Origin of the sequence: Salarchaeum japonicum (assembly GCF_049705945.1) — an archaeon.
In the GTDB taxonomy this organism is placed as follows: domain Archaea; phylum Halobacteriota; class Halobacteria; order Halobacteriales; family Halobacteriaceae; genus Salarchaeum; species Salarchaeum japonicum_A.
In genome coordinates, this window is record NZ_JBNAMV010000004.1 from 321,482 (window position 1) to 336,556 (window position 15,075).

Consider the following 15,075-nt stretch of genomic DNA (forward strand, 5'->3'; position numbering starts at 1 on the left):
CGCTCCGGCGCACGCGGATTTATTACCGATGAACCGAAAACGGGTAGATGTCTTAACAATGGTAAGCAGATTCAGCGTGGCGGGCGACACCGCCATCGTCACCGGCGCGTCCTCGGGCATCGGTCGAGCAATCGCGGAACGCTTCGCGGACGACGGCGCGAACGTCGTCGTCTGTTCGCGCGAACAGGAGAACGTCGACCCCGTCAGCGACCACATCAACGACGGCGACTACGAGGGAACCGCGCTCGCGGTCGAGTGTGACGTGACCGACCGGGACGCCGTCGACGCGCTCGTCCAGGCGACCGTCGAGGAGTTCGGGTCCGTCGACATCCTCGTGAACAACGCGGGCGCGTCCTTCATGGCGCCCTTCGAGGACATCAGCGAGAACGGCTGGAAAACGATAGTGGAAATCAACCTCACCGGCACCTACCACTGCACGCAGGCCGCCGGCGAACACATGCGGGAGAACGGCGGCGGCACCGTCGTGAACCTCGCGTCCGTCGCGGGCCAGCGCGGCAGTCCGATGATGAGTCACTACGGCGCGGCCAAAGCGGGTGTCATCAACCTCACCAAGACCCTCTCGTACGAGTGGTCGGGCGACGACGTGCGCGTGAACTGCATCGCGCCCGGGTTCGTCGCGACGCCCGGCGTCGAGTCCCAGATGGGCGTCAGCGCGGACAATATCGAGCGAGACGAGGTGCAGCGTCGCATCGGCACGAGCGAGGAGATCGCGGACCTCGCGCAGTTCCTCGCCAGCCCCGCCGCCTCCTACATCGTCGGCGAGACAGTGACCGCGGCGGGCGTCCCGCGCATCGAGGAGTCCCCCGAAATCTGATGGCGTACTCGGGCGCGGACCTCTTCGTCGACACGCTCGAGCAGTACGGCGTCGAGCACGTCTTCGGGAATCCCGGCACCACCGAACTCCCCGTGATGAAGGCGCTCGCGGGAAGCGACCTCGACTACGTTCTCGGCCTCCACGAGGACGTGGCGGTCGGGATGGCGGCGGGGTACGCGACGACGCGGCGCTACCACGCGGACGACGACGAGTCCGTGCTCCCCGTCGGCGTGGCGAACCTCCACGTCGCGCCCGGTCTCGCCCACGGCCTCGGGAACATCTACGGCGCGAGTGTCGCGGGCGCGCCACTCGTCGTCACCGCCGGCAACCACTCCACGGAGTTCCGCCACGAGGAGCCAATCCTCTCCGGTGACCTCGTGGAGATGACGCAGCAGTTCACGAAGTGGAGCGCGGAAGTCCTCGACGTCGAGGCGCTCCCGTCGATGCTCCGCCGGGCGTTCCGCGTCGCGCTGACGCCGCCGACCGGCCCCGTCTTCCTCGGCCTCCCGCTCGACGTGATGATGGCCGAGACGGACGCCGACCCGGAGCGACTGGGCGCGATTCCGAGCGGCGGCCGCGGCGACCGCAGTCAGGTCGAACGGGCGGCCGACGCGTTCGCGGAGGCGGAGAACCCCGTGCTCGTCGTCGGCGACGGCGTCGCCCGCGCGGGCACCGACGCCGTGGACGCCGCTGTCGACCTCGCGGAAGCGGCGGGCGCACGCGTGCACGCCGAGATTCTCGCGTGCGAGGTGGACTTCCCGGCGAGCCACGACCAGTGGGTGTCCTACATCCCGCCGGACGAGAATACCGCCCGAACCCTCCTCGATACCGATATGGTGGCGTTCGTCGGGTGTTCGACGAACACGACGCTCACCGCGCACTCCGGCGACCTCGTGCCGGACGCGACGTTCGTCCACATCGGCGACGACGCGTGGCAACTCGGGAAGAACCAGCCAGCGGACGTCGCCGTGCTCGGCGACCCCGGCGAGACGATGGCCGAAATCGCCACGGAAGTCGCCGACCGGGTGAGCGACGACGAGCGCGCCGACCGTCTGGAACGCGTCGCCGCGATGAAGCAGATGGCGCAGGCGGAGATGGCGAGCGACGACGAGACGGACGACCCGCGGCGGTCGAAGGGCGAGCTCGTGGACGCTCTCCGGGACGCCGCGCCCGACGCCTACATCGTCGACGAGGGCGTGACCGCGAAGTACGAACTGCTCACGCGGTGGCCGCTCGAACCCGAGCAAGCCATCTCGAACAAGGGCGGCGGCCTCGGATACGGCCTCCCCGCGTCCGTCGGCGCGGCGCTCGCCGAGTCGATGCGCGACGAGCCCCGGCAGGTCGTCGGACACGTCGGCGACGGTTCCTACCTCTACTATCCGCAGACGCTCTACTCGGCGGCGCGCTACGACCTCGACCTCACCGTCGTCGTGCCGGACAACCGGAACTATCGCATCCTCAAGGACAACATGCAGGGGCTGTTCGGCGAGGACGACTACGAGTACGTCGGGATGGACTTCGACCCGCCCGTGGACATCCCGAAGAACGCGGAGAGCCACGGCGCGACCGGCGTTCGCGTCGACCCCGAGGACGACCTCGACGCTGCACTCGACGCCGCGCTCGCCGAATCCGGCCCGACCGTTGTCGACGTACTCGTTCACGACGACTAGCGAACCAAACGTTTATTTCCTGTCACTGTGACAGCTTATCCGATGTATGACGCGGGGCGAACGGACGAGGAATTCGAGGGCGTCCTCGAACGCCTGAAGGACGAGGGGAGTTCCCTCCTCGTCGTCGGGGACGTTCCCGGTGAAGCGTACGCTCGCGCGTCCCGACGGATGCTCGGCGACGGCGAGCACGCCCCCAGACAACGCGTCCTCGTGGTCGGCGGCAGCGCCGGCGCCACGCTCCCCGGCCGCCTCGGAGAGACGCGCTGCGGCGACAGCGACACCGTCATCACGCACGGCACGAACGCCCGCAGCGCGGTCGCGTCGGCGAACGTCACACCCAGCGTCACGCCGCGCGCGCACGCCTCTGCCGGCGATGCGAACGCGCTCGGCCGCACAGTCATCGACCAGATCGACGCGCTCGGCGACGAGTTCGCGCCGGGCGAACTCCGACTCGGCGTCGACACCCTCCAGACCCTCCTCGATACCGCGGGCGAGTTCCCGGCGTTCCGCACCGCTGACTTGCTCTCGGAGCGCGTGCGTCGCGAGCGCGGAATGGCGCACTTCCACCTCCCGAAGCCCCGCGACGACCGCCACGTCCGCCTCCTCGAACCCCTGTTCGACGCGGTCGTCGAACTCCGTGTGACCGACGGCGTGGAACAGCGGTGGAGTCTCCGGGACGAGGACGTGATGTCCGAGTGGGTGTCGCTCGACGGCTGAGACGACAACACCCTTTTGAGTGGTTCGCCGCGTAAGGCGATTCGTATGGAGGAGCGAGCCGGCGATGTGTTCGACGCAGCGGGGGATGTCGGTGCGCGCATCGACACGCCGCCGAAGGGCGGACTGGCGGTGGTCGACCCGATCGAGCGCACGCGGGTTCGCGTGGAGACGGCGACCGAGAACGTGCGTCGAGAACGTATCACGGAGCGGTTCCCGGTCCCGCTCGACGCGGCGGTTTCGTTTCGAACTGATACGGTCACGTTTCCGGATGTCTTCGCGATTCACGTGCGGACCCCGGACGGGACGCACGTCACGCAGACCGAGCACTTCGCGTTCGAGGAATTGCCGGCGAGCGAGTACCTGTTCGACGTCGCCGCGCCGATAAAACTCTACGTCCGCGCGTCGGGGCCGGTGACGGTTCGGTCGGACGCGGACAGCACCGTCATCGACCTCGCCGGCGAGACGCGAGTGGACGTGGGCGCGCGGTCGTTCCACGACTCGCCCGCCGGCACGATAACGACGACCGACCATCCGCGGGACGTGATGGAGGCCGTGAACGCGTTCGGGCACGCGTTGAAGACGCAGGAGCCGACGCGGTCGTACCCAACATTACGCGGCCATCCGCCCCGTCTGGAGCGCGGCGACGACCTCGTGATTCCGTCGGGGCTGGAAGCGCCCGAGACGGACGTTCGGCTGGCAGTGCCGCCCCGGTTCGAGTACATCTACCCGGCGGTGTCGCTCGCGTACTATCTCGGCGCGCGGTTGGTTCCGGGCGAGGAACCCGAGCTCCGGACGATGGACGGGTTCACGTACTCGCTTGACCGCGCGGGCGGGTACGAGGAGACGGTCGCGCGCACGCTGAAACACGTGTTCGTGCTCGACTGCGTCGCGCGCACCGAGGGCTACTACGAGGTGCCGTTGTTCGAGCGGGCGGAACTGGAGTCGGCGCTCGATATCTCGTTCGCGGAGGCGCGTGAAGCGTCGCCGACGGACCGACTCAAGAGCTACCTCTCGGTTCCGTTCGCGGCCGTGGAGCCGTACTGTCCGACGTGGAAGCTCACGGCGGACGTGACGCCGACCAGGGAGTACCTGGAACTCCTCCCCTACCTGGTGGACGAACTCGCTGTCGTACGGACGCCGACGGACGAGGGCGTGGCGCGCACGACCGAGCAAGCCGAAACCGCCGGCGAGTTCTACCGCGCGTCGGCGGGCGCGCAGACGGGCGGCCGGTACGTTCGCCCCGCCGCGGCGGACTCACTGGAGCAGACGTGGGCGGGTGCGGGGACGCCCATCGGCGCGAGCAAGGCGATGGTTGAGGCGTACGAGAACCGAGTGGACCGTCCGCTCGCGTCCGGCGACATCAAGATCACCGTCGTCTGCAACGAACCGGACATGATGGAGGAGCGGGAGATGACGGACACGGTGTACGGGTCGCGGGACGAACTTCCCTTCGACGTGCGACAGTACGAGAACCTCACTCGCGCGGAACTCCGTGAGGTGCTGGCGGCCGAGACGGAGTTCCTGCACTACATCGGCCATATCGACGACGCGGGTATCGAGTGCGCGGACGGTAAACTCGACCTCGACAGCATCGAGACGACGGGCGTGGACGCCTTTTTCCTGAACGCGTGCTCGTCGTATCGGGTCGGCGCGAAACTCGTCGAAGCCGGCGCTATCGGCGGTATCGTGACGCTGAGCGACGTGCTGAACAACGCGGCGGTGACGATGGGGCGGACGCTCGCGCGCCTGCTGAACGTCGGGTATCCGTTGAACGTCGCGCTCGAAACCGCGCGCAACGAGAGTTACGCGGGCGGCCAGTACGTCATCGTCGGCGACGGCGGCCTCGGCATCGTACAGCCCGAGTCGAACCTCCCGGAGCTCGTCGAAATTACGGACGTGCGGGAGGACGCGGTGGACATCACGTACTGGTCGTTTCTCACGAGAGCGTTCGACCTCGGGACGATGATGGCGCCGACGATTCGGGGGGAGTCAATGTACTACCTCGCACCCGTCGCGGGAGGACTTGACTACACGGTGAGTGTGGCGAAATTCGTGGAGTTCGTGGAGCAACAGACGCCGATTCGGTTCGAAGAGTCGTTACACTGGGCGGATACGTTCGATTTCTCGCGGTTGGATTAGGGGCCGTTGATGGCGACGTTGCCGGCCGAGACAGCGCCCGTCTGGGCGAGCAGGAGCGTCATCGTGAACAGGACGCCGATCATGCGGGGGTTGTCGGTGAGGAAGGATGCGAGCGAGCCGTAGTTTCTTTCTGACATTGCAACTATTGATATCACCGATTTTTGTGTAAATATTTCTTATCTAACCATAGATTATCGCTTGTAATAAACTCTCCAGCGTCGATTTCGCGCGTCCCTACACAGTCGAAGCAGGTATTGCACGGTCTTTCCTGTGATACCACCACCCACACTTATGTATCGGGTCCTGTAAGACCATACCGTACCAATGGTTAACGAAGGTAGTCAGAACGACGATGGGCGTTGTTCTGGTAACGAAGCCGAGGGGGAACGAAACATCGTTAGCAGTGTGAGGGCGAACGCGGACCGACGGACGTTCCTCAAGGGAACGGGCGCAGTCGGTCTCGCGGCGTCCGCCGGCTGTCTCGGGGGCAGCAGCAGCGGCGACGCGCCGAGCGGTGCGTTCAAGGTCGGCGTCCTGACCTCGCACACGGGCACGGAGAACCCCATCGGGAACTCCATCGCGCGCTCCGCGGAGCTCGCTGCCGAGGAACTCAACGCGAACGGCGGCGTCCTCGGAAACGATGTCGAGGTGTCCGTGAAGACGACGAACGAACAACCGCAGCGCGGGAAGACGAAGTACGAGGAACTCACCGTCAGTGAGAACGTCGACTTCACGACCGGCGTGTTCACGAGCGAGGTCCTCCTCAACCTCATGGACAGCATCGCGAGCCAGCAGAAAGTACACATGACCGCTGGCGCGGCGACGCCCGAGGCGTCCACGATGCTGAAAGACGACTACGAGAAGTACAAGTACTGGTTCCGCACCGGCCCCGTGAACGCGCACTTCCTCGGCGCGAACATGGTGGACTTCGCGGAAGCGAACTTCTCCGACATGGGCTGGGACTCCGTCTACGTCCTCACCGAGGACTACACGTGGACCGAACCCGTGGACGAAGTCCTCCGAAACCAGCTCGCGGACGCTGGCGTCGAAGTCGCCGGCATGAAGCGCTACGCGGGCGAGACCAGCGACTTCTCCACCATCTACGACCAGGTCGAAGCGTCGGGCGCGGACGCCGCGTTCGTCGCGATGGCGCACTCCGGCAGCACCGCCATCGTCCAGTACGCGAAACAGCAGCGGCCGTTCGCGTTCGGCGGCATTCACGTCCCGATGCAGCTTCCCTCCTACTGGGGGCTCGTCAACGGCGCGTGCGCGTTCGGCGTCACCCAGAACACGGCGACGCCGCAGTCCGAAATCACGGAGAAGACGGTTCCGTACGCGGAAGCCTACAAGGGGAAGGTCGGGAAGTATCCCGTCTACACGGGCTACATCGCGTACGACGCCGTGATGCAGTACGCGGCCGCCGCCGAGAGCGCGGACTCCCGGAACCCCGACGATGTGGTCGGCGAACTCGAGAGTTCGAGCTTCACCGGCACCGCCGGTACCCTCCGGTACTACGGGAAGGACGAGGAGTACCCGCACGACATCGTGTACGACGAGAGCGGTGAGAACGGCGTCCGCCCGCTCTGGCTCCAGTGGAAGCCGAACGAGAACGGCGACGGCGGCAGTCAGACGGCCATCTACCCGGACAGCCTCGCGTCCGGGTCGTACGACAGTCCGCCCTGGGTGTAAGATGGCGCTGCCACTGACCGACGTCGTCGCGAACGCCGTGATGATGAGCGCGCTGTACGCGCTCGTCGCAATCGGGTTCACCCTCATCTTCGGGGTGGGCGGCGTCCTCAACCTCGCGCACGGCGCGACCGTCACCATCGGCGCGTTCAGCGCGTACTACGTTTCGGAAGTGTTCGGGTACAGCATCTGGATCGGCGCGCTCGCCGCGCTCCTCGTCCCCGCACTGTTCAGTGCGGCGCTCTACCGGGGGGTGATTCGACGCGTCGAGGACGACCCGATAACGGTGATGATACTCACGCTCGTCACCGCTATCGCCATCGAGGAAATCATCAAGACGGCGTTCGGCACGCAGCCCGCCGTCATCTCCTCGCTCTGGACGGGACAGGTCGCCATCGCGGGCGGCATTCAGGCGAACAACCTCCTCGTGTTCGGCCTGTCCTGGGTCATCATCGGCCTCCTCTTCTTCGCCATCAACTACACGAAGACGGGGAAGGCCATCCTCGCGACGAGCATGTCGACGAAGGGCGCGTCCCTCGTCGGCATCGAAAGCGACCGCATGTACCTCTACACGTGGGTGCTCGCGGGCGCGTTCGCCGGGCTCGCCGGGCTCTTCCTCGGGTCGATTCAGACCGCGTCCTGGAGCATGGGCCGCTCGCCGCTCGTGCTGTCGTTCAGCATCGTCGTGCTCGGCGGCATCGGCTCCATCCGCGGGAGCGTCATCGGCGCGTACATCATCGGATTCCTGGAGACGTTCACGATGTCGTACGTGGACTCCTCGCTCAGCGGTCTCGCGTCGCTCGTGGTACTGGTCTTGATACTGCTCGCGAAACCCGAAGGCCTGTTCGGCCGTGAATTCACCGAGTGACGATGTCGGACACACTCACTTCGAAGCTGAATCCGCTGTCGCTCCCGCTCCGCCAACAACTCGGCCTGATTGCGCTCGTCCTCCTGGCGTTCACGCCGTTCTGGATGGGGTTCCTGTACGCGGGCGACCAGGGCCTCCTGCACATCCGCACCATCACGATAGCGCTGTTCATCGGGATGTTCGCGATGAGCTGGGACTCGGTGTCCGGCTACACGGGCCAGATAAGCTTCGGGCACGCGCTCTTCTTCGCCATCGGCGGCTACGGGAGCGCGCTGTTGAACCTCGGGTGGGGCGTCCCGCCGCTCGCCGCGGTCGTGCTCGGAACGGTGCTCGCGGCGGTCGCCGGCCTCCTCATCGGCGTCCCCGCGCTCCGCCTCGAAGGCCCATACCTGTCGCTCGTGACGCTCGTCGCACCGCTCATCCTGCTCCAGGTGTTCATCTGGCGCAGCGACATCTTCGGCGGCGAACTCGGCATCCCGAACCCCGACCCGCTCGTCGCGACCAGCGGGTTCGCACAGGAGACGTACGTGTTCTTCTACGTCGCGTTCGCGCTGTTCGTCCTGATACTCGCCGTGTTGCTCGCAGTGACTCGGTCCGACGCCGGGTCCGTCCTCACGGCGATTCGGGAGGACGAGGACGCCGTCGCGGCGTCCGGGCTGAACCCGGCGAAGTTCAAGACGTTCGCGTTCGTGCTGTCGGCGAGCGTCGGCGGACTCGCGGGCGCGGTGTTCGTGCACACGCCGATGGCGAGTCCGACGCCGAGTCAGTTGCTCGCGCAGACGGTGAGCATCGAAGTCATCATCGCCGCCGTGCTCGGCGGGATGGGGACCATCGTCGGCGCGGCGCTCGGCGGGATGTTCCTCAGCATCTTCCGCAGCCAGCTCAGCAACGTCGACTTCGTCGTGCCGGGACTCGGCGTGAGCGTCGGCGACCTCGACCTCGTCATCTTCGCGGTCGGGACGCTGATCATCCTGTTCGCGCTCCCGGGCGGCGTGCTCCGCTGGGGTATCGTCGCGGGCCGCAAACTCGTCGGATCCGACGGCGCGGCCGCGGACGGCGGCCGAACGCCAGTCGAACAGACGCTAGAGAAGTTCCGCGAGTTCTTCCGGGGTGGTCGGGATGACTGAGTACGCGCCCGACGACGGCCTGCTCGTCCTGAACAACCTCCGGAAGGAGTTCGGCGGTCTCACCGCCGTCGACGACCTCTCCTTCGTCGTGGAGGAGGGCGAAATCCTCGGGTTCATCGGGCCGAACGGCGCCGGGAAGTCCACGACGTTCAACTGCGTCACCGGCGCGTACGAACCGACGAGCGGAACCGTCCACTACCACGGCGAGGACGTGACCGGCGAACCCGCCTACGAGATGGTGAAACGCGGGATGGCGCGTACGTTCCAGTCGTTCAGGCCGCTGGACGACCGGAGCGTCCTCCGGAACGTCGAGCTCGCGCTCGCGCCGGACCGCCTGTTCTCGCTGTCCGGCCTGCGCGGGAAGACGACCGACCGCGCACGCGAACTCTGCGAGCGCGTCGGCCTCGGCGACCGCATCCATCAGACGCCGGACGAACTCCCGCACGCGGGCCTGCTCCGCCTCGAACTCGGACGGGCGCTCGCGACCGACCCCGACCTCCTGCTGGTCGACGAGCCCTTCGCGGGCCTGTCGAGCGGCGAGGTCGCGGAACTGAGCGACCTCCTCACGGACCTCCGCGACGAGGGCATCACGCTGGTCGTCGTCGACCACAACATGCGCGGCCTGCTTTCGCTCATCGACCGCGCCATCGTCATCCAGTTCGGCGCGAAAATCGCGGAGGGCACGCCCGAGGAGATCCGGAACGACGAGACAGTGCAAGAAGCCTACCTGGGAGGCGACGAGATATGATTCTGAACATCGACGACGTCTCCGTGTCGTACGGAGAGGTGTCGGCGCTCCGCGGCGTCAGCCTCGGCGTCGAGGAAGGAAGTATCGTGAGCGTCATCGGTCCGAACGGCGCCGGGAAGTCGACGCTCGCGAACACCGTGACGGGCTTCCGGCCGTACGGCGGGAGCGTCACGTACGACGGCACCGAGGTGTCGTCCGTGGACGCGAGCGACCTCGTCGCGAACGGTCTCATCCACTGCACGGAAGACCGCGACCTCTTCGGGTACATGAGCGTCGAGGACAACCTCGAACTCGGCGCGTACCGCCACGGCGACGGCGAAGCCGACCGATTGGAGTACGTCTACGACGTGTTCCCGACGCTCGAAGAGCGCAAGGACCAGAACGCGCGCACGATGAGCGGTGGCGAGCAACAGATGCTCGCCATCGGCCGCGCGCTGATGGGCGACCCCGAGTTACTCATCCTGGACGAACCGACGCTCGGCCTCGCGCCCGTCATCTTGGAGGACATCTCGGACGCCATCGAGGAGATCCGGGAGGACGGCGTCACCGTTCTGCTGTGCGAGCAGAACGTGACGTTCGCGATGAACCACGCGGACCACATCTACCTCCTGGAGAACGGCCGTATCGAGAAGGACGGCACGCCCGACGACCTCCGCGGTGACGACTACATCCGGGACGCCTACCTCGGCGGCTAATCCGCTTCCTTCTTCTCCGTCGCGTCCCAAGGCCGTGTAGTGTCAGAGGAGTTCTCGCTGTCCGCGTTCTACGACGCGCTCGAATCCGTCGGGAGTCCCGTCGTCACCGCGACGGACGTGGCGACTCATCGCGGGGAGCCACAGGCCGACGCGAGCGACGACCTCGACGGCCTCGTCGGGGACGGCGTGGAGCGCCGGGACGTGTCGGCCGACCCGGTCGTCTACTATCCGTCGGACTACGCGGCGACCGCGGAGACAGAGCGCGTGGTGGTGTTCCCCGAGCAGCGCGAAATCGTGGTGGACCAGCCGCGGCAGTTCACGCGCGCCCGACTCAGTCAGTTCGCGCACCTCGCGGACACGACGCGGGACGGCGCGTACCGGTACAGAGTCCGCAAGGAGGACGTGTGGAGTTCGCCCTACGACTCCCTGGAAGAGATTCTCGCGGCGGTCCGGGAGGTGACGAATCGGCGGTCGCGGCCCATCGAGGAGTTCGTGGAGGGCCAGTGGCGTCGCGCCCACCAGTTCACGCTCCGCACCCACGAGGAGGGCTACACTGTCTTGGAGGCGGCGTCCGACGACGTGATGGGGAACGTCGCCCGCCAGAAACTGGACGACTCGCAGTTGCGCGCGCCCATCAGCGACGACACGTCTTGGGTGAACGCGGAGTCGGTGTCCGAGGTGAAGCGCATCCTCTACGAGGCCGGGTATCCCGTTCGGGACGAACGCGACCTCGACGGCGGCGAACCGCTCGACATCGAACTCTTACTCGAACTCCGGGACTATCAGGCGGACTGGGTCGCGCGCTTCGAGCGCCAGGGGTCGGGCGTCCTCGTCGGGCCGCCGGGGAGCGGGAAGACGGTCGCCGGGATGGGTGTGATGGAGTCCGTTGGCGGCGAAACCCTGATTCTCGTGCCCTCCCGCGAGTTGGCGTCCCAGTGGCGGGAGAACCTGCTCGAACACACGACCCTCACCGACGAGCAGGTCGGGGAGTACCACGGCGGCCGGAAGGAACTGCGCTCCGTGACAATCGCGACCTACCAGACCGCGGGCATGGACCGCCACCGACGGTTGTTCGACTCCCGCGAATGGGGACTCATCCTCCTCGACGAAGCCCACCACATCCCGAGTCCGGTGTTCCGGCGCGCGGCGAACCTCCAGAGCAAGCACCGCCTCGGCTTGAGCGCGACGCCGATTCGGGAGGACGACCGCGAGACGGACATCTACACGCTCATCGGACCGCCCATCGGCACGGACTGGGACGCGCTGTTCGACGCGGGATTCGTGCAGGAACCCGAGGTCGAAATCCGATACGTGCCGTGGCTGTCGGAGGACGACCGGTACGAGTGGGCGTCCGCGGACGGCCACGAGCGCCGGAAGCGCGCGGCCGCGAACCCCGCGAAAGTCGAGGAAATCAGACACCTTCAGGCGGCGCATCCGACGGCGAAGACCCTGATTTTCGCGGACTACCTCGATCAGGGCGACCGGCTCGCAGACGCCCTGAACATTCCGTTCGTGAGCGGCGAGACGCCGCACCCCCGTCGAGAACGGTTGTTCGCGCAGTTCCGGAGCGGGGAGCGAGACGCGCTCATCGTCTCACGGGTCGGCGACGAGGGCATCGACCTCCCGGATGCGGAGCTCGCCATCGTCGCGTCCGGCCTCGGCGGGAGTCGGCGGCAGGGCGCACAACGCGCCGGGCGGACGATGCGGCCCGCGGGGCGCGCGCTCGTCTACGTGCTCGCGACGCGCGGAACGGAGGAAGAGGACCACGCGCGCCGGCGCACCCGCCATCTCTCGGAGAAGGGCGTGCGCGTTCGGGAGGCCGACGCGGAAGCGCTCGCGTTCCGGGATTAGAGGCGTTCGCGCAATTCGTCTTGGGTGACGCGCCGAACGGAGTCGGGGGTCGGCGGGCGTTCGCGGAATCCCGTGCCGGTCGCGACCACGGCCACGTCGTCGGATTCCTCGAGGCGTCCCGTTTCGGTGAGTTCGCGGGCGGCGGCGAGCGACGTGGCGGACGCGGCCTCGACGGCGAGTCCCGCACGTGTCGCGAGCGCGCGCTGGGCGGCGAGGATGGCGTCGTCCGCGACGGAGAGCACGCTCCCGCCGGTGTCGCGGGTGGCGCGGAGGACTCGGTCGCCGCTCGGCGGGTTCGCGTTCGCGATGGAGTACGCGACGGTGTCGTCGCCGCCGTCCGCGATGGGTGAGACGGTGTCGTCGCCGTTCCGGTAGGCGCGCGCGATGGGGTCGCAGGCGGCGGCCTGCACGAAGTGGAGTTCGGGAACGGCCTCGATAGCGCCGGCGGCGCGGAGTTCGCGGACGGCCTTCCACGTGCCGCTCGCGTGTCCGCCGGAGGAGACGGGGACGACGACGGCGTCGGGCGTGCCGGCGAACTGGTGGAGGAGTTCGACGACGGTGGTTTTCTGGCCGGCGACGCGGAGCGGCGAGTCGGAGTTGACGAACGTCGGCCCGAGCGCGAACGACTCCTCGTAGAGCCGGCCGTAGTCGCCGGCGACGGCGTACAGTTCGGGGTCGTAGCGCGCGATGTGGCCGAGTCGGTCCTCGGGGATGTCGTCGGGGACGAGCACGACGGCGTCCATGCCCGCGCTCGCGGCGTGCGCGGCGGTGCTCATCGCCATGTTCCCGTGACTGACGGTGCCGATTTCGGTCTCGCCGCGCGCGCGGAGGGCGGCGGTCGCGACGGCGGTGCCGCGGTCCTTGAACGACCCGGTGGGGTTCGCGGACTCGTCCTTCACGCGAACCCGACAGCCGGCGTAGTCGTCGAGGCGGGGCGCGCGCACGAGCGGCGTCCCGCCGGCCGCGCGCTCGATTCCTACCGGGTCGCTCGCCGGCAGGAGGTCGCTGTACGCCCAGAGACGTTCTGACTCTGTGGGCCACGCGAAGTCGGTCGAGAGTTCGTACCAAAGCGTCTCCCCGCAGTCGCAGTGCTGGCGGTCGCCGTCGGCGTACGTTGCGCCGCAGGCGTCGCAGACGAGATCGGGCATACCCAGAGAATCACGGACCGCGGTCAAAACCTCCCGGGTTCGGACGCAACGCTCCTTACCCTCGGCGACCTACACAGGGTATGGTCGAGAAATCCGACGCGGAGTGGCGCGCGGAACTCACGGACGAGGAGTACCGCATCCTTCGGGAATCGGGGACGGAGCGGAAGTTCACGGGCGAATTCATCGGGAAGGACGACGACGGCACGTACGCCTGCGCGGCCTGCGGAACGACGCTGTTCGAGTCGGACACGAAGTTCGACGACGAGTCCTCGGGGTGGCCGAGTTTCTACGATGCCATCGAGGGGAACGTGGAGTTCCGGGACGACGACAGCATGGGCATGCGCCGCATCGAGGTGCGGTGCGCGGAGTGCGGCGGCCACCTCGGCCACGTGTTCGAGGATGGACCGGACCCGACCGGGAAACGATACTGCATCAACTCCGCCGCGCTCGATTTCGAGGAGGACGCGTAGGCTTCGCGGACGCCCGGCGGATCGGCGGAAGAGGGAGCGCGGGCGTGGCGGGCGTGGCGGGCGTCACTCGGCCTGCCAGTCCGGGGCGCGCGATATCTCCTGGTCGGAGTACTCGTGGAGGATGTGGAGGATGTCGTAGATGAAGTCGGTTAGTCCGGGCGCGGTCGTGGGTTCGAGGGAGACGAGCGTCCCGCGGTCGTCGCCCTGAATGAAGTGGAGGAGGAGCGCGTCGTCGAACGCGCGGATGGTGCAGTAGAGCGACCCGAGGCTGTAGAGCGACTCCTGTGCGGTGCGTCCGACGTCCATGAGGCGGAGGTCGTCGGCGATCTCTTCGAGCGTTTCCTCGTCGAACGACCCGCTTCCGTCCGATGGCAGCTGTGTGGAGACCGTGGCCCGGTCGTAGTAGGCGACGCCACGGAAGTTCGCGCCGATCGACTCGTGCAGGTACTCCAGCAGTTCGCCGGGAATCTGCTCCGGCATGGGAATGGCGTCGTCCTCGTGGGGGCCGTCCTCCATGGGCGGATATATGCGGTGTAACCCACATTAGGGTTACTCCGACTAGCGGCCGCGAGCGAGGTTCTTCCGGAAGACGAGGATGCCGAGAGTCGCGTCGTCGATGTCGACGGTCGTCTGGCCTGTCTGTTCGTAGCCGTTCTGTCGATAGAAGGCGTGTGCGGGCTCCTGGCGGGCGCTCGTGGAGAGGATGAGACGGTCGTAGCCGGCGTCGCTCGCGCGGGCTTCGAGTTCGTCGTACATCGCCTGCCCGAACCCCTGGCGGTGGTGGTCGGGATGGACGTGCATCCGCTTCACCTCCGCGGTGTCGTCGTCTACGGTGGCGAGGTCGGCGGCGACGCCCTTCGGCGGGCGGAACGCGGCTGTCGCCACCAGTTCACCGTCCAGCAGTCCGACGAGGAACTCGCCGCCTTCCTCGACGTACTCGGCGAGACGGTCGCCGTCCACGAGCGCGGGCGCGTCCTCGAAGTAGGCGTTCGCGTGCCGGAGCGCCGCCTCGATGACGGCGTCCGCGGCCTCGCGGTCATCGGGCTCGTAGCGTCGAATCCTGAGACTCACACGCGACGTTGGGCGGCCATCCGTATCGGCGTTCGTGTTCCGGTACTGGC

Annotated in this window: 15 protein-coding genes; 11 read left to right on the top strand and 4 right to left on the bottom strand. The window is 67.3% G+C overall.

The genetic code is table 11. From position 1 onward, the window contains the following. The first annotated feature begins 58 nt into the window (after nt 1-58). The 4 genes from ACOZ4O_RS03315 to ACOZ4O_RS03330 are packed head-to-tail and all read left to right on the top strand — an operon-like array spanning nt 59 to nt 5,361. On the top strand, nt 59-835 hold the full coding sequence (locus ACOZ4O_RS03315; RefSeq protein WP_424523896.1) for an SDR family NAD(P)-dependent oxidoreductase: 777 nt from the start codon (nt 59-61) through the stop codon (nt 833-835). After that, on the top strand, nt 835-2,505 hold the full coding sequence (locus tag ACOZ4O_RS03320; RefSeq protein ID WP_424523897.1) for a thiamine pyrophosphate-binding protein: 1,671 nt from the start codon (nt 835-837) through the stop codon (nt 2,503-2,505). The genes ACOZ4O_RS03315 and ACOZ4O_RS03320 overlap by 1 nt, the downstream gene beginning before the upstream one ends. Before the next feature lie 42 nt (nt 2,506-2,547). Beyond that, nucleotides 2,548-3,222, top strand: coding sequence for a DUF7504 family protein (locus ACOZ4O_RS03325; protein ID WP_424523898.1), 675 nt, complete (start codon nt 2,548-2,550; stop codon nt 3,220-3,222). A 45-nt stretch (nt 3,223-3,267) separates the two neighbouring features. Further along, on the top strand, nt 3,268-5,361 hold the full coding sequence (locus ACOZ4O_RS03330) for a hypothetical protein (protein ID WP_424523899.1): 2,094 nt from the start codon (nt 3,268-3,270) through the stop codon (nt 5,359-5,361). Here ACOZ4O_RS03330 and ACOZ4O_RS03335 read toward each other — a convergent pair. Beyond that, nucleotides 5,358-5,498, bottom strand: coding sequence for a DUF7503 family protein (locus ACOZ4O_RS03335; protein WP_424523900.1), 141 nt, complete (start codon nt 5,496-5,498; stop codon nt 5,358-5,360). The genes ACOZ4O_RS03330 and ACOZ4O_RS03335 overlap by 4 nt on opposite strands. A gap of 268 nt (nt 5,499-5,766) precedes the next feature. Here ACOZ4O_RS03335 and ACOZ4O_RS03340 point away from each other — a divergent pair, with 268 nt between their 5' ends. From ACOZ4O_RS03340 to ACOZ4O_RS03365, 6 genes are read left to right on the top strand one after another with little or no spacing between them, the layout of a single operon-like run. Continuing rightward, nucleotides 5,767-7,050 carry an ABC transporter substrate-binding protein gene (locus tag ACOZ4O_RS03340; RefSeq protein WP_424523901.1) on the top strand — a complete coding sequence of 428 codons (1,284 nt, stop codon included), beginning with the start codon at nt 5,767-5,769 and terminating at the stop codon, nt 7,048-7,050. Nucleotide 7,051: 1 nt separating this feature from the next. After that, nucleotides 7,052-7,915 (top strand): branched-chain amino acid ABC transporter permease, encoded by an 864-nt coding sequence (locus ACOZ4O_RS03345; RefSeq protein WP_424523902.1) that lies wholly within the window; start codon nt 7,052-7,054, stop codon nt 7,913-7,915. 2 nt (nt 7,916-7,917) lie between these two features. Next, nucleotides 7,918-9,042 (top strand): branched-chain amino acid ABC transporter permease, encoded by a 1,125-nt coding sequence (locus ACOZ4O_RS03350; RefSeq protein ID WP_424523903.1) that lies wholly within the window; start codon nt 7,918-7,920, stop codon nt 9,040-9,042. After that, nucleotides 9,035-9,790, top strand: coding sequence for an ABC transporter ATP-binding protein (locus ACOZ4O_RS03355; protein ID WP_424523904.1), 756 nt, complete (start codon nt 9,035-9,037; stop codon nt 9,788-9,790). Before ACOZ4O_RS03350 ends, ACOZ4O_RS03355 begins: the two co-directional genes overlap by 8 nt. Continuing rightward, on the top strand, nt 9,787-10,485 hold the full coding sequence (locus ACOZ4O_RS03360) for an ABC transporter ATP-binding protein (protein ID WP_424523905.1): 699 nt from the start codon (nt 9,787-9,789) through the stop codon (nt 10,483-10,485). The genes ACOZ4O_RS03355 and ACOZ4O_RS03360 overlap by 4 nt, the downstream gene beginning before the upstream one ends. A gap of 39 nt (nt 10,486-10,524) precedes the next feature. Further along, nucleotides 10,525-12,336, top strand: coding sequence for a DEAD/DEAH box helicase (locus ACOZ4O_RS03365; RefSeq protein WP_424523906.1), 1,812 nt, complete (start codon nt 10,525-10,527; stop codon nt 12,334-12,336). Here ACOZ4O_RS03365 and ACOZ4O_RS03370 read toward each other — a convergent pair. Further along, a complete protein-coding gene (locus ACOZ4O_RS03370; protein ID WP_424523907.1) occupies nt 12,333-13,484 on the bottom strand; it encodes a threonine synthase in 1,152 nt (383 codons plus the stop codon). The genes ACOZ4O_RS03365 and ACOZ4O_RS03370 overlap by 4 nt on opposite strands. An 80-nt stretch (nt 13,485-13,564) precedes the next feature. Between ACOZ4O_RS03370 and msrB the strand changes: the two genes are divergently transcribed. Continuing rightward, nucleotides 13,565-13,954, top strand: coding sequence for a peptide-methionine (R)-S-oxide reductase MsrB (msrB, locus tag ACOZ4O_RS03375; protein WP_424523908.1), 390 nt, complete (start codon nt 13,565-13,567; stop codon nt 13,952-13,954). A gap of 63 nt (nt 13,955-14,017) precedes the next feature. Here msrB and ACOZ4O_RS03380 read toward each other — a convergent pair whose 3' ends face one another. Both ACOZ4O_RS03380 and ACOZ4O_RS03385 read right to left on the bottom strand, forming a co-directional pair. Continuing rightward, nucleotides 14,018-14,470: a hypothetical protein gene (locus ACOZ4O_RS03380; protein WP_424523909.1), complete on the bottom strand. Its 453-nt coding sequence runs from the start codon at nt 14,468-14,470 to the stop codon at nt 14,018-14,020. Between the two features lie 42 nt (nt 14,471-14,512). Further along, entirely contained in the window at nt 14,513-15,025 is a 513-nt protein-coding gene (locus ACOZ4O_RS03385) for a GNAT family N-acetyltransferase (protein WP_424523910.1), read from the bottom strand. Nucleotides 15,026-15,075 lie beyond the last annotated feature (50 nt).